Source organism: Streptomyces pseudovenezuelae (assembly GCF_029892565.1).
Taxonomy (GTDB): domain Bacteria; phylum Actinomycetota; class Actinomycetes; order Streptomycetales; family Streptomycetaceae; genus Streptomyces; species Streptomyces pseudovenezuelae_A.
Genome location: NZ_JARXVH010000011.1, coordinates 296,504 through 319,059, shown reverse-complemented (window position 1 = coordinate 319,059; position 22,556 = coordinate 296,504). Strand labels below are relative to the sequence as shown.

The 22,556-nt window shown below is 70.6% G+C and carries 23 protein-coding genes; 13 read left to right on the top strand and 10 right to left on the bottom strand.

The genetic code is table 11. The features are described from left to right. The first annotated feature begins 43 nt into the window (after positions 1-43). Positions 44-511 (top strand): DUF6214 family protein, encoded by a 468-nt coding sequence (locus M2283_RS32475; RefSeq protein WP_280880024.1) that lies wholly within the window; start codon positions 44-46, stop codon positions 509-511. A 56-nt stretch (positions 512-567) separates the two neighbouring features. On the opposite strand, the gene M2283_RS32470 is transcribed toward M2283_RS32475, so the two are convergent. Next, positions 568-1,212, bottom strand: a complete 645-nt coding sequence (locus M2283_RS32470) for a DUF305 domain-containing protein (RefSeq protein WP_280880023.1) — start codon at positions 1,210-1,212, stop codon at positions 568-570. 192 nt (positions 1,213-1,404) lie between these two features. Between M2283_RS32470 and M2283_RS32465 the strand changes: the two genes are divergently transcribed. After that, positions 1,405-2,907 (top strand): LVIVD repeat-containing protein, encoded by a 1,503-nt coding sequence (locus tag M2283_RS32465; protein WP_280880022.1) that lies wholly within the window; start codon positions 1,405-1,407, stop codon positions 2,905-2,907. Here the strand turns inward: M2283_RS32465 and M2283_RS32460 are convergent. Then, a complete protein-coding gene (locus tag M2283_RS32460; RefSeq protein ID WP_280880021.1) occupies positions 2,895-3,617 on the bottom strand; it encodes a TetR/AcrR family transcriptional regulator in 723 nt (240 codons plus the stop codon). The genes M2283_RS32465 and M2283_RS32460 overlap by 13 nt on opposite strands. 255 nt (positions 3,618-3,872) lie before the next feature. On the opposite strand from M2283_RS32460, the gene M2283_RS32455 reads away from it, so the two are divergent. Next, positions 3,873-4,121: a DUF2630 family protein gene (locus M2283_RS32455; RefSeq protein ID WP_280880020.1), complete on the top strand. Its 249-nt coding sequence runs from the start codon at positions 3,873-3,875 to the stop codon at positions 4,119-4,121. 45 nt (positions 4,122-4,166) lie between these two features. Here M2283_RS32455 and M2283_RS32450 read toward each other — a convergent pair whose 3' ends face one another. Continuing rightward, positions 4,167-4,856: an HAD family hydrolase gene (locus M2283_RS32450; protein WP_280880019.1), complete on the bottom strand. Its 690-nt coding sequence runs from the start codon at positions 4,854-4,856 to the stop codon at positions 4,167-4,169. A gap of 58 nt (positions 4,857-4,914) precedes the next feature. After that, positions 4,915-5,823: a helix-turn-helix transcriptional regulator gene (locus tag M2283_RS32445; RefSeq protein ID WP_280880018.1), complete on the bottom strand. Its 909-nt coding sequence runs from the start codon at positions 5,821-5,823 to the stop codon at positions 4,915-4,917. Between M2283_RS32445 and M2283_RS32440 the strand changes: the two genes are divergently transcribed. Then, positions 5,728-7,104: an aldehyde dehydrogenase family protein gene (locus M2283_RS32440; RefSeq protein WP_432423162.1), complete on the top strand. Its 1,377-nt coding sequence runs from the start codon at positions 5,728-5,730 to the stop codon at positions 7,102-7,104. The genes M2283_RS32445 and M2283_RS32440 overlap by 96 nt on opposite strands. A gap of 407 nt (positions 7,105-7,511) precedes the next feature. Here the strand turns inward: M2283_RS32440 and M2283_RS32435 are convergent, their stop codons facing one another. The 3 genes from M2283_RS32435 to M2283_RS32425 all read right to left on the bottom strand — a co-directional run bounded on the left by M2283_RS32435 (position 7,512) and on the right by M2283_RS32425 (position 9,859). Further along, complete coding sequence (locus tag M2283_RS32435; protein WP_280880016.1) at positions 7,512-8,216, bottom strand: phosphatase PAP2 family protein; 705 nt, start codon at positions 8,214-8,216, stop codon at positions 7,512-7,514. 69 nt (positions 8,217-8,285) lie between these two features. After that, entirely contained in the window at positions 8,286-9,221 is a 936-nt protein-coding gene (locus tag M2283_RS32430; protein WP_280880015.1) for a M56 family metallopeptidase, read from the bottom strand. 95 nt (positions 9,222-9,316) lie between these two features. Then, the gene (locus M2283_RS32425) at positions 9,317-9,859 is read right to left on the bottom strand and encodes a DUF5134 domain-containing protein (RefSeq protein ID WP_280880014.1); all 543 of its coding nucleotides are present in this window, start codon (positions 9,857-9,859) and stop codon (positions 9,317-9,319) included. 198 nt (positions 9,860-10,057) lie between these two features. On the opposite strand from M2283_RS32425, the gene M2283_RS32420 reads away from it, so the two are divergent. From M2283_RS32420 to M2283_RS32410, 3 genes are all read left to right on the top strand, one after another. Continuing rightward, positions 10,058-11,782 (top strand): FUSC family protein, encoded by a 1,725-nt coding sequence (locus M2283_RS32420; protein WP_280880013.1) that lies wholly within the window; start codon positions 10,058-10,060, stop codon positions 11,780-11,782. Beyond that, on the top strand, positions 11,779-12,321 hold the full coding sequence (locus M2283_RS32415; RefSeq protein WP_280880012.1) for a MarR family winged helix-turn-helix transcriptional regulator: 543 nt from the start codon (positions 11,779-11,781) through the stop codon (positions 12,319-12,321). The genes M2283_RS32420 and M2283_RS32415 overlap by 4 nt, the downstream gene beginning before the upstream one ends. 118 nt (positions 12,322-12,439) lie before the next feature. Beyond that, positions 12,440-15,016, top strand: a complete 2,577-nt coding sequence (locus tag M2283_RS32410) for a cellulosome protein (protein WP_432423161.1) — start codon at positions 12,440-12,442, stop codon at positions 15,014-15,016. An 11-nt stretch (positions 15,017-15,027) separates the two neighbouring features. Here M2283_RS32410 and M2283_RS32405 read toward each other — a convergent pair whose 3' ends face one another. Continuing rightward, entirely contained in the window at positions 15,028-15,501 is a 474-nt protein-coding gene (locus tag M2283_RS32405; protein ID WP_280880010.1) for a GNAT family N-acetyltransferase, read from the bottom strand. Positions 15,502-15,665: 164 nt separating this feature from the next. Here M2283_RS32405 and M2283_RS32400 point away from each other — a divergent pair, with 164 nt between their 5' ends. Beyond that, positions 15,666-16,580 (top strand): GNAT family N-acetyltransferase, encoded by a 915-nt coding sequence (locus M2283_RS32400; RefSeq protein WP_280880009.1) that lies wholly within the window; start codon positions 15,666-15,668, stop codon positions 16,578-16,580. A gap of 2 nt (positions 16,581-16,582) precedes the next feature. Here M2283_RS32400 and M2283_RS32395 read toward each other — a convergent pair whose 3' ends face one another. Further along, positions 16,583-16,975, bottom strand: coding sequence for a VOC family protein (locus tag M2283_RS32395; RefSeq protein WP_280880008.1), 393 nt, complete (start codon positions 16,973-16,975; stop codon positions 16,583-16,585). Positions 16,976-17,044: 69 nt separating this feature from the next. Here M2283_RS32395 and M2283_RS32390 point away from each other — a divergent pair, with 69 nt between their 5' ends. Continuing rightward, entirely contained in the window at positions 17,045-17,584 is a 540-nt protein-coding gene (locus M2283_RS32390) for a GNAT family N-acetyltransferase (protein WP_280880007.1), read from the top strand. Between the two features lie 3 nt (positions 17,585-17,587). Here the strand turns inward: M2283_RS32390 and M2283_RS32385 are convergent, their stop codons facing one another. Continuing rightward, a complete protein-coding gene (locus M2283_RS32385; RefSeq protein WP_280880006.1) occupies positions 17,588-18,271 on the bottom strand; it encodes a glycerophosphodiester phosphodiesterase in 684 nt (227 codons plus the stop codon). A 344-nt stretch (positions 18,272-18,615) separates the two neighbouring features. Between M2283_RS32385 and M2283_RS32380 the strand changes: the two genes are divergently transcribed. From M2283_RS32380 to M2283_RS32365, 4 genes are all read left to right on the top strand, one after another. Next, complete coding sequence (locus M2283_RS32380; RefSeq protein WP_280880005.1) at positions 18,616-20,013, top strand: DUF6421 family protein; 1,398 nt, start codon at positions 18,616-18,618, stop codon at positions 20,011-20,013. Between the two features lie 41 nt (positions 20,014-20,054). Next, entirely contained in the window at positions 20,055-20,801 is a 747-nt protein-coding gene (locus M2283_RS32375) for an SDR family oxidoreductase (protein ID WP_280880065.1), read from the top strand. Beyond that, positions 20,798-21,868: a threonine aldolase family protein gene (locus tag M2283_RS32370; RefSeq protein ID WP_280880004.1), complete on the top strand. Its 1,071-nt coding sequence runs from the start codon at positions 20,798-20,800 to the stop codon at positions 21,866-21,868. Before M2283_RS32375 ends, M2283_RS32370 begins: the two co-directional genes overlap by 4 nt. A gap of 86 nt (positions 21,869-21,954) precedes the next feature. Continuing rightward, the gene (locus M2283_RS32365) at positions 21,955-22,548 is read left to right on the top strand and encodes a transglutaminase family protein (RefSeq protein WP_280880003.1); all 594 of its coding nucleotides are present in this window, start codon (positions 21,955-21,957) and stop codon (positions 22,546-22,548) included. The last annotated feature ends 8 nt before the right edge of the window (positions 22,549-22,556 follow it).

Here is a 22,556-nt window from a genome sequence, read left to right as displayed (position 1 = left end):
ATCCTTTTTTAATCTTTCTGATCGTTGTCCGACGGATGGCGCGGTGTCCGTGTGGCCCGCGTGGGAAGTGCGGGAGGACGAGGGCAGCACCTCGTGGTTCAACGTCCGGCTGGAGTTCGCCGACGGCGCCCGGGTCGACGCGCTCGCCGTGGTCGGCGAGGGAGGCGTCTCCGTGGAGGACGTCCGCGCCCAGCCGGCGCTGTCCCTGGACGACCTGGCGGTACTCGCCGACTGGATCGAGGACCCACTCTTCGAAGCGTGCGGCCTGGCCGCCGAACCGACCGACGGATCCGAAGGCGCGACCGCCTCCCGGCGCGCCCGCCCACCCTGGCCCCGCGGCATCGAGGGCCGCTGGCTCCTCGCGCAGGAGTACCGCGCGGCCCAGGAGGAGGGCGTCGACCCGGTCCTCGCGGTGATGTCGGCGACGGGCCACAGCCGCCGCAAATCCCTGCGGATGATCTCGCAGGCGCGGGACGCGGGCTTCCTGACGCCACGTCATGCCCGGCGCTGAAGCGGCCTATTGGCCTGCGGCGGGCGGCGGGACCCAGTGACGGCAATCGGATTCGGTCAGCTCATGTCCCGCATCCGCGCGATCTCGCTCGTCTGCTGGGCGATCACGTCGTCGGCCATCTCCTCGATCTGGATGTTGTTGCCCTGTGCCTTCACGTCGGTGGCCATGGTGATCGCGCCCTGGTGATGGGTGATCATCAGGGTGAGGAAGAGCTCGTCGAAGGCTTTTCCGTGGGCCGCGCGAAGGTTCTTCAGCTGGGCCTCGGTCGCCATGCCGGGCATCGAGGCGTGGTCGTGCGCGCCGCCCGTCTCGCTCTTGCCGTGCGTCTTCAGCCAGCTCTGCATCGTCGTGATCTCCGGGCCCTGGGACGCGGCGATCCGCGCGGCCAGCTTCTCGACCTGCGTCGACTCGGCCCGGTCGGCGGCGAGTTCGGTCATGTCCAGGGCCTGGGAGTGGTGCTGGATCATCATCCGCGCGTAGTCGACGTCCGCCGAGTTGGGCGAGTCGTCCTCGGCCCGCTGCTCGGCGGCGTCCGCGGCGGACAGGGTCCGGTTCTCCTCGCCCGGCTTGCCCGGCGCGATCACCGAAGGCCCGCTCGCGGCAGGCGACTTGGCGTCCGACCCGGAGTCGCAGCCGCTGACCGTGAGCAGGGCCAGGGCGACCAGCGGGGCCGCGACGAGGGACGCTCGACGGTAGGGCACAACGACCTCCTGTGGTGGGTGTGTTGGGGGACACCTCGTGAGTGCTGATGAACGTCCTAGCACGCTTCCGCAGTTGGATGATCAAAAACCTTCATTACGAGTACGTTGCCCACTGTTGATATGTGCATGGTGAAGACGATACTTCGGAGGTGCGTGAACCGTTCCGACACGAACGGAACCAGGGAGGAAACAGTGATCCTGTTCAACGATTCCCGAACGCGGCTCAGACGCGTGGGAGTTGCCACGGCCGCCGCCGGACTGCTCGCGGCGCTGCTGACCGCGGTCCCGGCCGCCGCGACCCCCGACCCGGGGGACGGCACGGCCACCGGCAAGGAGGTGTCCCGCAGTGCGCAGGCCGAGGCGCGAGCCGCCATCGCGAGCGGTGAGATACCCGGCCAGGACGAGATCGTCCACTCGGCCAACATCAAGCCCCTGGCGAACATCCCCAAGGAGGCCTTCACCGGCCTGAATTCGGACCTCGCCTTCCAGGGCAAGTACGCCTTCGCCGGCAACTACGACGGCTTCCGCATCTTCGACATCAGCAACCCGAAGGCCCCGAAGACGGTCGCCCAGGTGCTCTGCCCGGGCTCGCAGAACGACATCTCGGTCTCCGGCGACCTGCTCTTCATCTCCACCGACTCCTCGCGCAGCGACAGCAGTTGCAACAGCACCACGCAGCCCGCGACCGAGAAGTCCTCCTGGGAGGGCATGAAGGTCTTCGACATCAGCGACAAGCGGAACCCGAGGTACGTCGCCGCCGTCGAGACCGCCTGCGGCTCGCACACCCACACGCTGGTGCCCGAGCGCAAGAACGTCTACCTCTACGTCTCCTCGTACTCGCCCAGCGCCACCTACCCCGACTGCCAGCCGCCGCACGACGGCATCTCGGTCATCAAGGTGTCGCGCAGCCACCCCGAGAAGGCGGCGGTCGTCAACTTCCCGGTGCTCTTCCCCGGTGAGGGTCCCGACGGCGGAGGCAACCCCGGCGGGCCCACCAACCCGGGCGTCTCCAAGACCACCGGCTGCCACGACATCACGGTCCTGCCGTCCAAGGACCTCGCCGCGGGCGCCTGCATGGGCGACGGGATCCTGTTCTCCATCAAGGACCCCGAGAACCCGAAGGTGATCGACCAGGTCCAGGACAACGTGAACTTCGCGTTCTGGCACTCGGCGACCTTCAACCAGAAGGCCAACAAGGTCGTCTTCACCGACGAGTTGGGCGGCGGCGGAGCGGCCACCTGCAACGCGGCCATCGGCCCGGACCGCGGCGCCGACGGCATCTACGACATCGTCGGCAAGGGCGACAAGCGCAAGCTCGTCTTCCGCAGCTACTACAAGATCCCGCGCGCCCAGGCCGACACCGAGAACTGCGTGGCCCACAACGGCTCGCTGATCCCGGTCAAGGGCAAGGACCTCATGGTCCAGGCCTGGTATCAGGGCGGCGTCTCCGTCTGGGACTTCACCGACTCGGCCAAGCCGAAGGAGATCGCCTACTTCGAGCGCGGCCCGCTGAGCACGGACACCCTCCAGGTCGGCGGCTCGTGGTCGGCGTACTACTACAACGGCTACATCTACTCCAACGACATCGCCAAGGGCTTCGACGTCCTGAAGCTCACCGACCGGCGCACGGACCAGGCGAGCCGGGTCAGGCTGGGCGAGCTCAACGTCCAGTCGCAGCCGGACTATTTCGACTGACCGGACTGTCGTGACTGACCGGTCCGTCTCGACGGATCGGACTGCTCGGCCGGCCCCTCGCCGGTAGCGAAGAAGCGTGAAAGATCGGTCTCGCACGTCCCGCCGGACGCCTCCTGGGCGTCCGGCGGGAAGCCCATCTCCCAGTCGAGTCGATAGCGCTTGAACAACTCGGCGCGCAGCGTGGTGAGTTGCATCGGCACGTTCGGCAGCACCATCGCGTAGACGGACCCCATGAGCAGGGACCGCAGCATCGGATAGTCCCCGTCGACGTTCTGCGAACCGTGCCGGGTGACGGTGTCCCGCAGCAGCTCGGCGAGCCGCTTCTGTTCCGGGCACTGCACGAAACCCTCCGACTGCAGCAGCCCCGCCATGTGCTGGCGCATCAGCACCGGCCGGTCCCGGGCCAGCCCCAGCACGGCGTCGATGGCCCGCGCCATCCGCTCCCGCCCGTCCTCGGTGCGCGGCTCGCGCTCCAGCCCCTCCTCCAGCGAGCGGTGCATCACCCGGTGCACGGCCGACTGGACGAGCTGGCGCTTGCCCGGGAAGTAGTACGACACCAGGCCGCGCGCCGAGCCGGCTCTGTCCGCGATGTCGGCGAGCGTCGTCGCCTCGTACCCGCGCTCACCGACAACCTCGAGCGCGGCTTGCAGGAGCCGCTCCCGGGAACGTCTCCGCAACTCTTCATTGACCGAGGCGCTGCGCGGGGACATGCTGTAACTCCTGTGTTGACTGGCTGCCAGCCAACTATACTCAGCACGTCCCGTCCGGCGCCCCCATAGGGCCTGGTCAGGGCTGCCGTCCGTCTGGGGCGACGCGGGGGATCGTCTCAGGCGGGCGGCCTCTTCGCTCCGATGGTGTCCTGAGGCTACTTCCAGGACCCGCCGTGACCTGCCGAACTTCTGTCGCACGGCTGCGGAACCGTCCCTAGAGTGGGCACGAGTGCCGAGCCGAGGAGTGTGCGGGAGATGGAACAGGACCAGCAGATCCTGGCCAGGATCACGGCGATGGTCGACGACGAGCACAAGCTCCGCGCCGCCCTGGCGTCCGGTGAGATCGACGACACGACGGAACACCAGCGGCTCAGTGAGCTGGAGCGTGAGCTCGACCGCTGCTGGGACCTGCTGCGGCAGCGGCGCGCGAAGACGGAGTACGGGGAGAACCCGGACGAGGCGAACGCGCGCCCGGCATCGCAGGTCGAGGGCTACCAGGGCTGACCGTACGGTCGGGGCGGTCCGTGGCTGTGCCTGGCGGCGCCGGGCTCAGCCCACCAGCCCCAGTACCGGACGCAGCCCCTCCGGTCGCCGCTCCACCGGCAGGTGATCCACCAGGTGCACCCGGCAGCCCAGCGCCGCCGCACCCCCGTCCGCCCGCCGGTCGTCGCCGACCATCAACGTGTCCTCGGGAGCGACGCCGAGCGCGTCACAGGCAACGGTGAACAGCCGGGTGTCCGGCTTCTGGATGCCGTGCTCGTACGACAGGACGTACGCGCCCACGTACGGGTCGAGGCCGTGCGCCCTGAACACCGGGCGCAGGTCCCACCCGATGTTGCTCACCACACCGACGGCGATGTCACGCTCCCGCAGCGTGCTCAGTACCTCGGCGGCGTCGGGGTACGGCGACCAGGCATCCGGCACCTTGTGTCGCTCGTACAGCGCGTCGTACAACTCCGGCTCGGGCAGCGGTACTTGGCGGGCGGCGGCGGTGTACGCGGCCCGGTGCAGCTCCGCGCTCTCGTCCCGGATCCGCCACAACTCACCCAATTCCGCGGGCAGTCGCTCCGGTTGCGCCCCACCGGGCTGTGCCCCGGCCACCTCCAGCGCCTTGGCGGCCTGAGCCAACTCCGCCTCAGGGAGCGCCATCCCGGCCTCGTCCAGCACGGCACGCAGCCAGGAGTCGGTGGGCTCGATGCGGAAGAGGGTGCCGGAGAAGTCGAAGAGGACTGCGGTCATGAGTGGATCTTACGGGGCGGGTCTGCGCGGCCGGTGGGCGAGGCGGGTGCCGCGAAGCTCACGTGGACTGGTCCGTGCGTGTTCCCGCTGTCGGGTTGCCGTTCGGTCGGTTGTCGGCGTTCCAGCTGGCCAGGAGGCGGATCGCGTCGGCTTCGGGGGTGCCGGGTCGGGGGGTGTGGACGCTGAGTATCTGGTTGGAGGCGGCGTCGATGCGGAGGGTCTCGTAGGGCAGGGTGACCTCGCCGATGAGTGGGTGCCGGAAGGTCTTCGTGCCGACTCGATGGATTCGTACGTCGTTGGTCGCCCAGCGCGTCCGGAATGCCGTGCTGCGGGTCGCGAGTTGTCCGATCAGTTCGGTCAGGTCGGGGTCGTCGGGGTGGCGACCGGCCTCGATACGCAGCATCGCCACGGTGTCGGCCGTGATCCGTTCCCACTCGGGGAAAAGGTCCCGGGCCCTGGGCTCGTCGAGGAACAGGAAGCGGGCGCTGTTCGTCCGTCCGGGCAGGTCGTACATCGGAGCGATGAGCGCGCGACCCAGTGTGTTGACCGCAAGAATGTCGAACCGGCCGTTGAAGACCACTGCGGGTAGGTGGTCCATGGAGTCCAGTAGCACCCGGATTCCGGGGGTGACGGGTTCCTTCGCCGCGCCGGGGCTCCGCTTGCGGGCCGCTGGGGTCAGAGCGGCGAGCAGCCGGCCGAGGTGCGCGCGTTCGTCGTCGTCCAGACGCAGGACGTCGGCGACGGCGTCGACGACTCCGGCGGAGGGCCCGGTCGCCTGGCCGCGTTCGAGCCGCACGTAGTACTCCGGGCTGACCCCGGAGAGCAACGCGACCTCCTCCCTGCGCAGGCCCTTCACCCGACGGCGAGTGCCCTGCGGAGGAAGGCCGGCGTCGGCTGGGGTGACCCGGGCGCGGCGGGTGGTGAGGAACTCGCGGACCGCCACCCGCGCGGCCTCCTTCTCGTCCACCGGGCCGTCGCGGCCGCGCGGCGCGCTCTCCCGGCGTGGTCGGCGGTGCCGGTCGGTGAGCGGGCCGCCGCGATCGCCCGGATCGCCGACGGCATCAAGGGCGCCGTCGACCACTTCGCCGCCACCGTCACCTCCGAGATGGGTTCGCCGATCTCGTACGCCAAGGTCGTACGGGCCGGGCTGCCCTACCAGGTGGCGAGCAGCTTCGCCCCGCTGGCCGACGGCTTCGCCTGGGAGGAGGAACTGGGCAACGCGCTGATCGTGCACGAGCCGATCGGTGTCGTCGGCGCCATCACGCCGTGGAACGCCCCTCTGTACCAGACCGTCGCGAAGGTCGTGCCGGCGTTGCTCGCCGGTTGCACGGTGGTGCTCAAGCCCAGCGTGGTCACCCCGCTCACCGCCGCCCTGTTCGCCGAGGTGACCGCGCCCGCGGGGATCCCGGCGGGCGTCGTCAACGTCGTGTACGGCACCGGGCCGGTGATCGGCGAGGCGATCTCCGGCCACCAGGGCATCGACATGGTGTCGTTCACCGGATCCACCGGCGCCGGCAAGCGGGTGTCGATCGGTGCGGCCGGCACGGTGAAGCGGGTCGCGCTGGAGCTGGGCGGCAAGTCGGCCAACATCATCCTCGACGACGCCGACCTGCAGAACGCCGTGGACCTCGGCATTGAGTACGCCTGGATGAACAGCGGCCAGACCTGCGCCGCGTGGACGCGGATGCTGGTGCCCGCGAGCCGGCACGACGAGATCGTCGAGCTCGCGGTGGCCGCCGCCGGTTCCTACGGCGTGGGCGACCCGACTGACCCGGCCACCCGGATCGGTCCGATGTCCTCGGTCGCCCAGCAGAGGCGGGTGTCCGGCTACATCGAGCGCGGCATCGCCGACGGGGCCACGGTCGCGTTCGGCGGCTCCGGCCCGGTCGAGGGCCTCGAACGGGGCGCCTACGTCCGCCCGACGATCTTCGCCGACGTCGCGCCGGACGCCGTCATCGCCCAGGAGGAGATCTTCGGCCCGGTGCTCTCGGTGATCCCCTACGCCGACGAGGCCGAGGCCGTCGCCATCGCCAACAACTCCGTCTACGGCCTGGGCGGCAGCGTGTTCGGCGAGCCGGACCACGCGCTGGCCGTGGCGAAGCGCATGCGCACCGGCCAGGTCATCGTCAACGGCGGGGAGTTCAACCTGACCGCGCCCTTCGGCGGGTACAAGCAGAGCGGCAACGGCCGGGAGTTGGGCAGGTTCGGCCTGGCGGAGTTCCTGGAGGTCAAGGCCATCCACCGCTAGGAAGATGCCGGCTTCCCTCCGGGGCCGCCGGTCGGCGCAGGAGCTCCCACCTCACCGCATGATCCCCCCGCCCGCCCAGCGGCCATGGCCGAACGGGTCACCGCGACCACGGTCGAGTCCACCGGCAGCCACGCCGTGTACGTCTCGCAGTCGGCCATCGTCGCCGACCTGATCAAGAAGGCCGCCCGGCCGGTGAGTTGAGCGAACCACCTGTTGTGCTCGGAATTTCCGGGCTGTCCGGGAAGGGCGAGCGCGCACGCGGGGGCGGCATATCGCCCTCGACATCAATGAGCGTTTCACCGCCCTGTTGACCGAACGCTTCGCCGGCCTCGACGCGGTCACGGCGGATGCCCGTGACGTCTCCACCGTCCTGGCCGAGCGCGGCCTAGGTCAGGCAGATGTCATCGTCAGCGGCCTGCCGTGGGCGTATATCCGTCCGGCGCCCCAGGCGACGGCCCCCACCGCTCATGCACCACCACCGCGACCGCCACCACCATCGCCCCCAACAGCCAACCGCCCACCACGTCCGTCGGCCAGTGAACGCCCAGCCAGACCCGGGTCAGACCGACGCCGAGCACGGAGATCACGGACGCCGCCAGGGCCGTACGCCACAGGGTGCGGCCGGGGGAACGGCGGTGCAGGAGCCACAGGAGGAGGCCGCAGGCGATCGCGGCGGTCATGGCGTGGCCCGACGGGTAGGCCGCGTAGTGGGCCGAGTCGACCGGGTCGGGCCAGACGGGGCGTGGGCGGTCGACGGCGGCCTTGAGGGACTGCTGCAGGAGGGTGCCGAGCGCGCAGGTGGCCGTCAGCCAGAGTGCCGTCCACCAGGCCGAGCGACGCCAGGCCAGCCACACCACGACCGCCGCGCACGCGACGCGCATCGTCCAAGGGTCCCAGACCCAGTCCGTGAGGATCCGGAAGGCATGGGTCACACCTCGCTCGTCGACCGCCCAGCCATGGGTGGCGCGGGCGATGTTGTCGTCGAGGCCGGTCAGGGGGTGCCACTCGACCGCGACCAGGGCCAGCAGCAGCGCGGAGCACAGGGCCAGGGCGGTGGCGCTGCGGACGGCGGTGCTGTGGCGGGGCGGAGAGTCGACGGGCAGGGTGTGCATACGACGATCCTCGCCGACCGGTGGGGCGGGAGGCCAATGCGGGGGCTGTCGCCGTGCCTGTTGCCGGGGCTACCCGAGCGCCCGCAGCCCCGGTACGAACGCCACCAGCACCGGCACCACGGGTACCAGCGCGGCCGTCGCCGTCAGGCCCAGGCGGCGGGCCGCGGTGAGGCGGTCGGGCGGGGCGAGGAGCCGGTGGCCGCGTTGCGGGACGTGGGCGTGCGGGGTGGGGGAGGGGCCGAACACGCCCCGGTCCTCGTTGAGTTCGACGAGCGCGAGCGCGGTCGTGAGGCGCCCGTGGCGACGGGAGGCCATGTCGTCGGCGGAGAGTTCGACCAGGCGGTGCATCTCGTCGCGGAACGCCGCGAACACCGGCACCTGCGGGAACCCGCCCGCCAGCGCCCCCGAACAGTGCAGCAGCCAGTCGTGCCGGGCCAGTGCGTGTCCCCGCTCGTGTGCGAGGACGGCGTCCAACTGCCGTCCCTTGAGCCGACGCAGCGCCTCGGTGGTCACGACGAGTCCGGGCGCCGCGCCCGGCAGCCACCACGCGTCCGCGCGCTCGCCCTCCAGCACCACCAGTCGACCCCGCATCGGCTCCTCGCCCGGCAACAGCGGTGCCTGCACGAGGAGTTGGGCCCGGCTTCGCCGACGGCGCGCCCGCGCCCGTACGACCTCACGGACCAGCATCGCCCCGCTCCACGCCCCGGCACAGGCCAGCGTCACCGCGGTCGCCGCCGCCCAGGGGCCGGTGGCCCGCAGCGCGTACGCCTCCGCCACGCCATGCGGTGCACCGGCGAACACATGACCGCGCACCGCCTGCCAGGCCGCCGCCGCGCTCAGCGTCATCGACAGCGCACAGCAGAGCAGTACGGCCGCCACCACGCACTGCCAGACCCAGAGGGCGACCACGGGTTCACGGTCCGGCCAGTCGGCCCGGGCGAGCAGCCTCGGGGCGACCACGGCGGCGAGAGCGCCGAGCAGCAACAGTGCTGCGGGGACCATCATGGCGATCACCCTATGAGCGCGGGGCCGCTCGGCACACGGTCCCTTACGCCAAAGTGACGCAGGCAACGGTTTCGCGTACGGCGTGGCACCGCGCCTCAGAGCGTGAGCAGCATCGCCACCATCCCGATCCCCATCGACAGGCGGCAGGCCCGTGCCAACTCCGGCCGGTCGCTCCAGCCGACGCTCCCGCCACCGGCGGTCACGGGTATCAGGCGGACGCCGGAGAGCAGGACGTACCCCGTGAAGTAGAGGAGCAACACCCCTGTCACCAGCGGGACTCCGGACGAGACGCCGTGCTCGGCGTGGTGTCCGGGGGAGACGGCCATCACGACCGCCATGTAGACCATGGCCGAGACGCCCACCAGATGATGCAGATGGTGCGGGCTCGTACGCGCCGCCCACAGGGCGCGCAACCCGGCGGCGCCGAATACGGCGGCGTAGCCGGGCCAGGTCCAGGACGGCGGGCTGAACACCGCCGCCGGTACGGCCATCGCGGCCATCCCGAAGCCCATCAGCGCCTCGCCGCCCGCGGCCCGGCGCTGCTCCTCGACCCTGCTGCGCATCCGCAGCAGACAGTAGGCCCCGGTCGCCGCGCACAGCGCGACCAGCAGCCAGCCGGGCGAAGCCGGTCCGTGCACGCGCACCTCCCCGCTCGACGGTGTCGGACAGTCCGTCGATGCCCACGACACGCGGCGCTCACGCGAGCGCAAGGGGGTACACGGGGAGCATTCGAGGGAGCACAGCAGGTGAGCGGCGGCATCCGTGGGCGGCGTCTGGGGGTGGCGGCCGCCTCACGATATCATTCACAGGTAAAACACCTGCTAAAGTAATTCTTCATGAGCAGTGCGACCCCCGCCCCCGCCGCCCCACGCGTACGCCGTCTCCCGCTGGCGGGTGTGCTGCGTATGAGCCGCCCCTCGGACATCTGGTTCAAGCCCGCACTGAGCGTCGTAGTCTCGACGGCCCTGCCCAACCTGATCCTCATGGCGTTGGGCCGGCTCGATCTGGCGATGTACACGATGGCCGGGTCGCTCTGCGCCCTGTACGCCCACAACCGCCCTTACGCCGCCCGGGCCCGCACGCTGGCCTGGGTCGTGCTCGGCATGATCGCCGGCCTCGCCGTCGCCCTCACCGCGGCCTCGCTCACCGACAGCGCCGTCGTGCTCGTCACCGTCGGCGCCCTGCTGGCCGCCGTACAGAAGGCGCTGTGCGACGCGACGCGCCTCGGCCCGCCCGCCCACGTGATCTTCACCTTCATCACCTCGTCCGCCCTCTTCGCGCCGCAGACACTCGGCCAGATACCCGGCCACCTCGCCCTGGCCGCCGCGGCCGGCGCCTGGGCCTGGCTCGTCGGCATGGCACCGGTCCTGCTGCGCCCGCACGGACCGGAACGCCGGGCCACGGCGCAGGCGCTCAATGCGGCTGCCGCGTACGTCACTGCCCGCGCCACCGGTTCCGTCGCCCAGGGCCGCGACCGCGCCCGAGTCGCGGCAGCCGCCGCCATCCAGGCCGCCTGGCAGTCCCTCCTCGCCACCGGCTCCCGTTCCGCCCGCACCCGACGCGCCCTCGAACGCCTCGTCGTCCGCGCCGAGATCGCCCTCGCCGCGCCCGCCGACACCGACCCGGAGCGGCTGCGCTCTTGGGCGCGCGAGTTGTGCGGCAGGGGGCCCATCCCGGTGGTCGGAACCCCTGAAGCGGCCGACGAACTCCTCGGCGCCGAAGCCGAACTCGCCGCTCCCGCCCGCCCGTTGTGGCACCGGCTCGGCCCCCTCGCCCCGCTCGCCGTGCGCACCGCACTCGGCTGCGCCCTGGCCGGCTACGTCTCCCTCGCCCTCGGCGTCGGCCGCCCCTACTGGGCCCTGGTCACCGCCGCCTCCCTCTACCAGGCCAACATCGCCCTGACCTGGACGCGGGGTGTGCAGCGGGTCGTCGGCAACCTCGCCGGCGTCCTCGTCTTCGCCGCCGTCATCCCGCTCGCCCACCTCGCCCCGGCGGCCCTCGTCCTGTGCTGCCTCGCTTTCAACTTCGGCGCCGAGGCGTTGATGGGCCGCAACTACTGGCTCGGCAGCGTCTGTGTGACCCCGATGGCGCTGCTGGTCACCGAGTTCGCCGGATTCCAGGAGCCCGGGCGGCTGATCACCGAGCGGGTCGTCGACACGCTCGTCGGGGCGCTGGTCGGCTTCGTCGCCGCAGTCGCCGTGACCAACCGGCGCGCGGGCGACCGGGTGGAGGAGGCGCTGGCCGCCGTGGAGCACGCTCGCGAGCGCGCCGCCGGCCTGCTCGCGACAGCGGGTCCGGACCCCGACTCCCGCCTCCTCGCGACGCCGAGCCAGGCCCCGCTCGCCCTGGAATCCGCCCGTCGCGGGCTCGCCGCCGCCCTGGTCGACCTGCGCGCCACGTTCGACGCCGCGTCCGGCGAGTGGTGGCAGCGTGCCCTGCCCCAGGAGCGGGTCGTGCGCGCCGAACAGGCCGGACACCGTACCCTCGCCGAGACGGTACGGCGTCAGGGACGGCACCTGGACGCGCGTAGGAGCACGAGCTCGGAGGGCGTTCGACCATGACGGCAACCAACCGGGAAACGGATCCGCGCCCCCAGGGCGGCGACACCGTCTCCGCGGTCGTCCGGCAGTGGCAGGCCGTCCATCCCGACCTCGACACCGGGCCCATGGAGATCATCGGCCGGGTCAACCGCTGCGCCGCCCTCCTCCAGCAGGCGGAGGACGCACCGCTGCGCCGGGCGGGTCTCAGCCGCCCCGAGTTCGACCTGCTCGGCGCGCTGCGCCGCACCGGCCACGAGCTGACCCCCGGTGAACTGGCCCGCGAGACCTTCTCCTCGGGCGCCGCCGTCACCAAGCGCCTCAAGCAGTTGACCGAGCGCGGCCTGGTCGAGCGCCGGGGCGACACCCGCGACCGACGCGTCGCCCACCTCCGCCTCACCGACGCCGGCCGCGACCTCGTCGACGGGATCCTGCCCGAACAACTCGCGTACGAGACCGCCGTGCTGTCCGTCCTCGATCCCCAGGGGCAGGGTGAACTCGCCGGACTGCTGGGCGAGTTGCTCGGACGGCTGGAAGGCAGCCTGGGCGCGCTGCGGGTCTGAGCGTCCCCGGCCGACCGGGCTTCCGAAACTTCCGGAATCCGCCCCACCGTTGACGTGATCGGCATGCTGTCCCTACCTTCGACCAGGCCGGTTCGGACTGTCGACTGGTGTGCGGAATATCGAACGAAGGAGGGGTGCCGTGACTGTGGACCGGCTCACCGTCGACCTGGGTGCGGAGACGGGCCCCTTCCACGGCGGCGCCAGCGGCACGCTCTACGGGCTCTACGGCGACGGAGTGCCCAGCCGCGCCGTCGTCGAGGGTATGTACGTCCGCACGGTCACCACCAAGGCCCAGGACGGCGTCCAGCACCCCGGCGCCGACGCCCTGGAGATCCTTCCGTCCTTCGTCGCGGCGGGGGGCCGGGACGTCTACGTCTACCTGCCCGACATCCACCGCGGCTTCCCCTACGAATGGCCGGGCGCCACCGGCGCGGAACGGCTCGCCACCTACCTGGAGAGCGTCCGCCGCCAGGTCGTCCAGGTGCTGACGCTGGGCGCGCTCAAATCCCATGTCGTGTACGTCCCGTTCAACGAGCCCGAGGGCAACATGTTCGGCACGGGGGAGTGGGGCTACGACCAGGTCTCCTGGCACACCGAGCCGCGCCCCCACTTCGCGGCCTGGCGGCAGGCATACCACCTCATCAAGGGCCTGGACCCTCAGGCGCGTATCGCCGGGCCCAACACCTGTGTCCTGTATCCCGAGGTGCGCGGCTTCCTGGAGTTCGCCAAGGAACAGGGTGTACTCCCCGACGTGATGACCTGGCACGAGCTGTCCTCGCCGGACGAGGTCCGTACGAACGTCGCCAAGTACCGGGAAATGGAACGGGAGTTGGGCATCGGCCCACTGCCGGTCAACCTCAACGAGTACGCGCACAACTACCACTTGTCCGTCCCCGGGCAGATGATCCAGTGGATCGCCGCCGTCGAGGAGTCGAAGGTCGACGCCGACATGGCCTACTGGAACATCGCCGGCAACCTCAACGACTCGGCCGTCGAGGCCAACAGGGGCAACGGGCAGTGGTGGTTGTTCAACGCGTACGGGCAGTTGACCGGGAACACCGTCCGCGTGACCGCGCCGCATCCCAACGTGCAGTACACGCTCCAGGGAGTCGCCGCGCTCGACCGGGACAAGCGGCAGGCCAGGGTGCTCTTCGGCGGGGCGGCGGGTGCGGGGGAGCTGGTCGTCGAGGGGATCGACGCGGAGGTCTTCGGGGCGGCGGTCCATGTTCGGTTGTCGGAGATTCCCTGGAGTGGCCAAGTTGGCGACTCCGAAGGGCCGTTGCGCCTGCTGGACGGTGAACTGCCCGTCGTGGACGGCACGGTGACGCTGCCCCTGACCGACCTCGACGCGATGTCCGCCTACCAACTGATCCTGGCGCCCGGTGGCAATGGTGCCTCACCCCTGCCGCCCTCACTCGTCTGGCGACGGACGTACGAGGGCGAGGACGCGACGTACACGGGCTCCGGCTACTCCCGGAACGGTCCCGAGGGTTCGCCTTCCGACGTCGACAAGTTCGCCACATCCGGGGGGTACCACGTGGGCGGCCTGCGCACCGGCTCCGACGGCGTGCTGAGCTTCGACGTCGAGGTCCCGCACGACGGCACGTACGAGGTCCGAGTCTTCGCCAACTCCCACAACCTCGCGGACCTGGTGCGCGAGCACGGGCCCACCAACGTCTTCCTGCGCGTGGACGGCGCGCGACCGCGCGAACTGCTGCTGCCGCTCGGCTACAAGTGGGCGGTGTGGGGTCACACCGACACCCAGGTCGACCTCACGGCAGGCCCGCACCGCATCACGCTCGCGGCCCGGGACCCCGAACTCGGCGCGACCGAGGGCGATGCGGTCATCGACAAGCTCGACCTCGTCCTGCGCGACGACCGGGACACGGACACGTACGACGCCGAGTACGCGGCGCTGGGCGCGGGTGCCGAAGTCGGCTACGACCACCTCGGTGCGTCGGGCGCCGGCACCGCCGTACTCCCGCGCGGCGGCACCGTCACCTTCTGGGTGCACGCGGGCGACGACGGCGAGGCGACCGTGACCGTCGACCAACTCGGCCCCGGCGAGGGCCTGCTCACGGTCAACGGCGAGGAACTGGGCCCGGTCCGGCGTGGCCCCGTCCCGCTCTTCCTGGCCGGAGGGATCAACAAGGTGACAGTGACCGGGACTTCGGAGCGTCTGGTCGTCGACCGGCTCCGGGTCGGTCCCTCGCGCGGACTGCTGTCCACCACGGTCCACGCGGCCGAAGAGGGCACCCTCACCGGCACGGCGAAGGTGACCGCGCACTCCCGCGCGACCGGCGGCAAGGCGGTCGAAGGCGTCGGCGCCGGCCCGGGCAACGCGCTCACCCTGACCGTGACAGCCGCGCACGCGGGCCGCCACGCCCTCACGATCCGCTACTCGAACGGCGAACAGGCCCCCGCGACCCACTACAACCCGGACCCGATCTGTCGCCACGCCGACATCTCCGTCAACGGGGCCGCCCCGCACCGCGCCTTGTTCCCCACCACCTTCCACTTCAACGACTTCCGCCGCCTCTCCGTCCCCGTCACCCTCGACGAAGGCACCAACACCCTCGCCTTCACCGCCGACGAACTCCCGGACTTCGACGGCCAGTCGAGAAATCCGTACGGCCAACGCTCGGCCTACGCCCCGGTCATCGACCAGGTCACGGTGACCCGACTCGCTCCGTGACGGCTGGTCGGTCAGGGCCGCGAGACGTCGAGCGGCAGATCTCGGTGGAAGACGGCCATGGTCCGACCGGGGCCGTTGTAGTCGTCGATGATCTCCGCGTCGAAGCCGAGGCCGCGGTGGAAGGCGATCGAGCCGGCGTTCTCGATCGACGTGATCGCCTTCAACCTCCGTGCGCCGTGACGTTCCGCCGCTTCGGCGAACGCCGCGTACAGCCGACGGCCGAGCCCGGTGCCACGGGCGTCGTCCCGCGTGGCGATCAGATGCACGTACCCGGTGCCGTCCGGGGTGACGAACCCGAAGACGTACCCACGGATTCCGTCCTCGGCCCGGGCGACCAGACAGGTGGAACCGAACTCCTGCACCAGGGCCAGGAGATGCAGCGACCGAAGATCGCGTTCGCCCCAGTAACGGGGGTGATCAGCCAGCACCTGGTGGAAGTCGGCGACACCGGCCGACGCGATGTGTATCCCCATGACGACGATCATGGCAGGCGTCCCGGCCTCGATCGCTCCCGAAGCCGCAAGCCCCGTCCCCAGGCCCGGTCATCCGGCGAAACCCCTTCGCCCCGGCACCGCCACCGACGTACGCTCGGCCCTGTACCGCATCGCATGGCGGCCTCCGACCGACCTCACCACCCCGGAGCCCCCGCATGCCCGCGTCCACCGTGCGCCCCTTCCACCGCGCCGACCGTGACCAGCTCACCGACCTGGTCAACGCCCATGTCGCCGCCGTCCTGCCCGGAGTGTCCGTCTCGGTGAACACCGTGCTCAGCCAACTGGAGCGGCAGCCCGGCGAGTTCATCACCGATCCGTGGGTGAGCGAGCGCGTGACGCTCGTCGCCGAGTCGCGGCGCCATGTCGTGGGCGCCGCGCACCTGTTGCGCTACCGAGCCGACGACCAGGTCGGTGAGACCTATCGGGACGCCGGCGAGATCGACTGGTTCGTCTGCCATCCGCCGGCCTCCTTCCGGCCGGACGCCGAACAGGCCGCCGACCAGCTCATGGCGGCGTGCCTGGCCCAACTGGCCAGGTGGGACGTCCGGGTTCGGTACGCCGACGGTTCCGTGCCCGCCCCCGCGGTCTACGGACTGCCGCGCAACTGGCCGCACGTCCGTGCCGTCTACGAGCGGGCGGGCTTCCGGCACGTCGGGGACACCGAGGTCATCCTGATCGCGCGCGTGGCCGATCTGCCGACGCCCGCACCTGGGCCCGGCACGACATTCGAGCGCACTCTGGGCGTGTGCGGGACCCGCTTCACGGCATACGCCGACGGCCTTGCTCTCGGATTCGTCGAGGTCGACACGAGCCTGTCCCGGCCCGAGCGCCACGCGCGTGTGACAGGCCTCGCCGACATCGGCAATCTGCACATCGAACCGGCGGCACACGGCGCCGGTCTGGCGCGTCGGCTGCTCGCCGAGGCCGCCGACTGGCTGCGGCTGAGCGGAGTGGACCGCCTTCTCACCTACGAGGCGGCCGCCGACCAAGCGGCGGTCGACCGGCTGTGCAACGTCGGATTCCGGGAACTCACCCGCACCGACCGCCGCTGGGAGCACCGACCCGGCTGACCTCAGATGCCGGGCCGGTACCGGATCGGATGGGCGGCCGGTACCTCCACCAGCACGATCCGCGTGCCGTCCGGATCCTCGATCCACATCTCGACCAGCCCCCAGGGCTCCTTCACCGGCGGCCGCACGACGGTGACCCCCTTGGCCCGCAACTCCTCGTGCGCCGCCGCCGCGTCCACGACCTGGAGCCACAGCTGTACGGCGGGGGAGGGCGGGTTCTCGGCGCGGCCCGAGAGCTCCAGGAAGCCGCCGCCGAGGAAGTACACGGTGCCGCGCTCGGGGCCCGTGCCGAACTCGCGGTGGACGGCGAGGCCCAGTTGATCGCCGTAGAAGGTCCGGGAGCGCTCGGGGTCGGTGGGGCGGAGGAGGATTCTGCTGCTCAGTACATGCACCATGCACCCTGACCCTAGTGGCGGCGTTACGCTCGTCCCTGCCCGCACCGCGCCACCGATCGGAGCCGCCCAATGGAGACCGCCGCCACCGGACTGACCTTCCGTGATGCCACGGACGCCGACATCGACGCCCTGGTCGCGCTGATCGAGTCGGCGTACCGTGGCGACGACAGCCGGGTCGGATGGACCACCGAGGCGGACATCCTGGAGGGTCAGCGCACCGACCCGGAGGGCGTCCTCGCCGTCATCAAGTCGCCCGACGGCCGGCTGCTCACGGTCGAGCGGGAGGGCGTGCTCGTCGCGTGCTGCCAGCTCGAACACCGCGGTGACCACGCCTACTTCGGGATGTTCGCGGTCAGCCCGCAGCAGCAGGGCGGCGGTCTGGGCAAGGTGATCATCGCCGAGGCGGAGCGCGCGGCGCGCGAGATGTGGGGCGTCACGGAGATGCATATGACGGTGATCTCCGTACGCGACGACCTGATCGCCTGGTACGAGCGCCGCGGCTACCGCCGTACGGGACGGATGACGCCGTTCCCGTACGGCGACGAGCGCTTCGGTGTTCCGCAACGTGCCGACCTGCAGTTCGAGCTGCTGGTCAAGGAGTTGGCGTGACGTTCACGCGGTGAAGCGGCCGGTGCGCTTGATCTCCGGATAGTCGGTGGTCGCGCCGTCCAGTTCCAGAGCGCGCACCAGCCGCAGATGATCCTGCGTGTTCACCACCCACCCGATGATCCTCAGGTCCGCCTTGCGGGCCTCCTCGACGACCTCCAGGGTGACCCGGCGGATGTTGAGACAGAGGGTCGTGGCTCCGGCGTCGACGGCCCGGGTGACGATGTCGGGGCCGAAGTGGCTGCCGATCAGCGCCGTGCGGACACCGGGCACCAGCCGGCCGATCTCGGCGACGGCCTCGTCGTGGAACGAGGACACCTCGACGCGGCCGACGAGATCCCGCCGCAGCAGCACCTCGGCCAGCGCGCGCGCCGCCGCCACGTCCTTGATCTCGGCCTGTAGCGGCGCCTTCACGGCGTCCAGGACCTCCTCGAAGACCGGTACGCGCTCCCCGCGCCCCGCGTCCAGGGTGCGCAGCTCGGCGAGGGTCTTCTCGGCGATCGGACCCGTGCCGTCGGTCGTGCGGTCGACATCGGTGTCGTGCATGACGACGAGGGCGCCGTCCTTGCTCAGGTGCAGGTCGAGTTCGATGACGTCGAGACCGCCCTGTTGGGCGGCGACGAAGGAACGAAGGGTGTTCTCGGGTTCGACACCCATGATCCCGCGGTGACCGATGGTAAGGAAGTTCAAGGTTCAACTCGCTTCCGTCGACGGCGGCTCGAAGCCCGCGCGGACCGGAGCGGACGGCCGCGCGGGCAGATCCGCAGCCTAATGGCCACGCCCCGCGATGTACCCGTGCGTACACCGGGGATCGGAGTGACAGGAAGTGGCGCGGATCGACCGATGGCCGGTTTCGCCACCCGCCTTCCCGGGTAGCGGCGCGATGGCCCTTTGGTGGCCTGCGAGGCTTCGTACGGGAAAAAGTTCCGTTACGAATAGAGACGGCAGGATAACTTCCCGAGACCCCCCTTGCTGGGAGGAAGGTTGTGTGTATACGGTTTCCATACGCGAGGTTCTCCCGTGGAAGGTGGGGCATGACGGAAATTCTTGTGCAGGCGGCTGAGGGAGAGCGGATCACTCCCGCGACCAGGGTGGTCGAGCACCCGGCGTGGCCGGTGCTCAAGGACGCCGTGGAACGGATCCGGCCATGGCAGTCCAAGGACGGATCGATCGACTTCGAGGCCGAGGGCGCACCTTTCCGCGCGGACGCGGAGGACGCCGTACGACGGGTCGTGTCCGCCGTGGCGGAGCTGACCCCACTGCTTCCGCACGACCGCGCCTACCACGAGGCCCTGGCCGCCGATCTGCGCCGCTGGGCCGAGGGCGGCTTCCAGGTGCCCGACTTCCTCGACTCGCTGCTGGCCTTCCAGCCCGCCGCGAGCCGCGCGGACGGCCTCCAGCACCTGGTCGTCTTCCCGATGTACACGCAGAACGGCAACCCGGACCGCAACCTGGAAGCGGTCGTGCTGCGCATGGTCTGGCCCGACTGGCTGGCCGAGCTGGAGCGCACGCGCTACGACAACGCGCTGTTCTGCGGCATCACCTTCGAGGACTTCACGGCCGGCTACGACACCAATTCCGCCGTCCTCTTCCCGGAGACGATCGCCGTGCGCGAGGCGCCGGAACGGTTCTCCTGGGGCGGCATCTTCTGCGACCGCGAGGCCGCCCGCTTCCGCCGGGTCACCGAGGCCGCCGTCGACATCCTCGGCGTCGAGCTGCCCGCGGACGTCGCCGCGATGGTCCACGACCAGAAGCGCTGCGAGGAGGCCTTCGTCCTGTGGGACATGGTCCACGACCGCACCCACAGCCACGGCGACCTGCCCTTCGACCCGTTCATGATCAAGCAGCGCCAGCCGTTCTGGATGTACGGCCTCGAAGAGCTGCGCTGCGACCTCACCGCCTTCAAGGAGGCCGTCAAGCTGTCGGCCGACGGCGTCCCGCAGGCCCGTGACGTGCAGTACGCGGTCCTGTTCGACCGGATGTTCCGCTTCCCCGTCACCGGCGAGCGCGTGCGCAACTACGACGGTCTCGGCGGCCAGCTCCTCTTCGCCTACCTGCACAAGCACGACGTCGTCCGCTGGACCGACAACAAGCTGCACATCGACTGGCAGCGCGCCCCCGAGGTCACCAACCGGCTGTGCGCCGAGATCGAGGACCTCTACCGCGCCGGCATCGACCGCCCCAAGCTCGTCCACTGGTTCAAGGCCTACGAGCTGGTCTCCACCTATCTCGCCCCGCACCCGGGCTCCCGCTGGGCCAAGGGCCCCGACGCCCTGGACCTCAGCCTGCCGCCGCGGAAACTCGTGGATGACGTGCTTCCGGACGAGTTTCCCCTGAGCATGTTCTATGAGGCCCTCTCCAAGAAGCTGAAGAACGTGATCGCCGAGACCAAGGGCATCACGGCGGAGAGCGCCGAGCGGATCGCCGCGTGAGCGACCGCACCACCAGTACCACTGCTCAGGAGGCGAAGAACATGGGGAACGGCGCTCTCAGCGGTGCGGTGATCGCGGTGGCCGGCGCGGGCGGACCCGCGGGCAGGGCGGCACTGCTGCGCCTGGCCGAGGCCGGCGCGACCGTCGTCGGCGCGGACAACGACCCGGAGCGGCTCGCGGAGGCCGTGGACGCGGCCCGCTACGCCTCCGGCGGCGCCACGGTCACCGGTGAGCCGGTCGACCTGCTGAACCTGGAATCCACCCGCGACTGGGCCACCCACATCGAGAAGGAGTTCGGCCGCGTCGACGGCCTGGTCCACCTCGTCGGCGGCTGGCGTGGCAGCGAGACCTTCACCAAGACCAGCCTCGACGACTGGGACTTCCTCGAACTGCTGCTGATCCGCACGGTCCAGCACACCTCACTGGCCTTCTACGACGGACTGCAGCGCAGCGACCGCGGCCGGTACGTGCTGATCAGCGCCGCCGGCGCGACGAACCCGACCGCGGGCAACGCCCCCTACGCCGCCGCCAAGGCCGCCGCCGAGGCCTGGACGCTCGCGCTCGCCGACGCCTTCCGCAAGGCGGGGGGCACCGACGTGCTGAACTCCGCGGCTGCGATCCTGGTGGTGAAGGCGTTGGTGCACGAGGCGATGCGCGCCGAGCGGCCCAACGCGAAGTTCGCGGGCTTCACGGACGTCAAGGACCTGGCCGACGCCATCGTCGGCGTCTGGAGCGAGCCCGCCGCCGAAGTGAACGGAAAGCGCCTGTGGCTGACCGAGCAGCCGTGAACCCTCCCCGGACCGACGCGCGTCGCCATCACGACCCGGAGATCCGCGGCTTCGCCAGCGACAACTACGCCGGCGCCCACCCGGAGGTGCTGGCCGCCCTGGCCCTGGCCAACGGCGGCCACCAGGTCGCGTACGGCGAGGACGACTACACGGACAACCTCCAGGCGATCGTCCGCAGCCACTTCGGGGCCACCGCGGAGACCTTCCCGGTCTTCAACGGCACCGGCGCCAACGTCGTCGCGCTCCAGGCGGTCACCGACCGCTGGGGCGCGGTGATCTGCGCCGAGAGCGCGCACATCAACGTCGACGAGGGCGGCGCCCCCGAGCGCATGGGCGGCCTCAAGCTCCTCACGGTGCCCACGCCCGACGGCAAGCTCACGCCCGAACTCATCGACAAGCAGGCGTACGGCTGGGACGACGAGCACCGTGCGATGCCGCAGGTCGTCTCGATCACCCAGAGCACCGAACTCGGCACGCTCTACACGCCGGACGAGATCCGCGCGATCTGCGGCCACGCCCACGCGCACGGCATGAAGGTGCACCTGGACGGCTCCCGCATAGCCAACGCGGCGGCCTCCCTGGACGTCCCGATGCGGACATTCACCAACGCGGTCGGCGTCGACATCCTCTCCCTGGGCGGGACGAAGAACGGCGCGCTGTTCGGCGAGGCGGTCGTCGTCATCGACCAGGACGCCGTCAGCCACATGAAGCACCTGCGCAAGCTGTCGATGCAGCTCGCCTCCAAGATGCGCTTCGTGTCGGTGCAGTTGGAGGCCCTGCTCGCCAAGGACCTCTGGCTGCGCAACGCCCGCCACGCCAACGAGATGGCCCAGCGCCTCGCCGAGGGCGTCCGCGCGGTGCACGGCGTGGAGATCCTCTACCCGGTGCAGGCCAACGGCGTCTTCGCCCGGCTCCCGCACGACGTGAGCGAACGGCTGCAGAAGCGGTTCCGGTTCTACTTCTGGGACGAGGCCGCGGGTGTCGTGCGCTGGATGTGCGCGTTCGACACGACCGAGGACGACGTGGACGCGTTCTTGGCGGCGCTCAAGGAGGAGATGGCGCGGTAGGCGTGCCGAAGATCTCGACGCATAGATATGCGGTCGCCTGAAAAGTCATTGACTCTCGGGGGATCGCATTTCTATGCTCTGCAGGCATGGAGCTGATCCAGAACAAGCCCGACCTGTCCTCTTACTTGGCCGCCGACGAGGTCATCGACCACGATCATCCGCTCGTACGGGAGACGGCCGCGCGACTGGCCCGGAATGCGGCGGACTCGTATGTCTATGCACAACTGGCCTTCGAGTTCGTGCGCGACACCATTCCGCACTCGCAGGACTCGGGCGACATGAGGGTCACGTGGCGCGCCTCCGGCGTGCTGGAGCAGGGCACCGGCATCTGCCACGCCAAGGCCCACGCCCTGGCCGCCCTGCTGCGGGCCGAGGACATCCCCACCGCGCTCTGCTATCAGCGGCTGGCGCGCGGCGACGGCGACGGTCATGTCGTCCACGGCCTGGTCGCCGTCCGCTTCAACGGCGCCTGGCATCGGCAGGACCCCCGCGGCAACAAGCCGGGCGTCGACGCCCGGTTCTCGCTCGACGGTGAACGGCTGGCCTGGGTACCCGATCCGAAGTCCAGTGAGATGGACTACCCGGTACTGTACGCTGAACCACACCCGGCCGTACTGGGCGCCCTCAAGGCGGCACCGGACCGGCCGCAGCTCTGGCAGACCCTCCCCACCGCACTCTGAGGCAGACG

What these genes read in the sequence shown, in the direction of transcription:
- M2283_RS32415 (WP_280880012.1), top strand. Translation starts at nt 11,779, where the DNA reads ATGACGGCAACCAACCGGGAAACGGATCCGCGCCCCCAGGGCGGCGAC.
- M2283_RS32375 (WP_280880065.1), top strand. Translation starts at nt 20,055, where the DNA reads ATGGGGAACGGCGCTCTCAGCGGTGCGGTGATCGCGGTGGCCGGCGCG.
- M2283_RS32390 (WP_280880007.1), top strand. Translation starts at nt 17,045, where the DNA reads ATGGAGACCGCCGCCACCGGACTGACCTTCCGTGATGCCACGGACGCC.
- M2283_RS32395 (WP_280880008.1), bottom strand. Translation starts at nt 16,975, where the DNA reads ATGGTGCATGTACTGAGCAGCAGAATCCTCCTCCGCCCCACCGACCCC.
- M2283_RS32405 (WP_280880010.1), bottom strand. Translation starts at nt 15,501, where the DNA reads ATGATCGTCGTCATGGGGATACACATCGCGTCGGCCGGTGTCGCCGAC.
- M2283_RS32380 (WP_280880005.1), top strand. Translation starts at nt 18,616, where the DNA reads ATGACGGAAATTCTTGTGCAGGCGGCTGAGGGAGAGCGGATCACTCCC.
- M2283_RS32435 (WP_280880016.1), bottom strand. Translation starts at nt 8,216, where the DNA reads ATGCACACCCTGCCCGTCGACTCTCCGCCCCGCCACAGCACCGCCGTC.
- M2283_RS32430 (WP_280880015.1), bottom strand. Translation starts at nt 9,221, where the DNA reads ATGATGGTCCCCGCAGCACTGTTGCTGCTCGGCGCTCTCGCCGCCGTG.
- M2283_RS32400 (WP_280880009.1), top strand. Translation starts at nt 15,666, where the DNA reads ATGCCCGCGTCCACCGTGCGCCCCTTCCACCGCGCCGACCGTGACCAG.
- M2283_RS32460 (WP_280880021.1), bottom strand. Translation starts at nt 3,617, where the DNA reads ATGTCCCCGCGCAGCGCCTCGGTCAATGAAGAGTTGCGGAGACGTTCC.
- M2283_RS32365 (WP_280880003.1), top strand. Translation starts at nt 21,955, where the DNA reads ATGGAGCTGATCCAGAACAAGCCCGACCTGTCCTCTTACTTGGCCGCC.
- M2283_RS32450 (WP_280880019.1), bottom strand. Translation starts at nt 4,856, where the DNA reads ATGACCGCAGTCCTCTTCGACTTCTCCGGCACCCTCTTCCGCATCGAG.
- M2283_RS32455 (WP_280880020.1), top strand. Translation starts at nt 3,873, where the DNA reads ATGGAACAGGACCAGCAGATCCTGGCCAGGATCACGGCGATGGTCGAC.
- M2283_RS32420 (WP_280880013.1), top strand. Translation starts at nt 10,058, where the DNA reads ATGAGCAGTGCGACCCCCGCCCCCGCCGCCCCACGCGTACGCCGTCTC.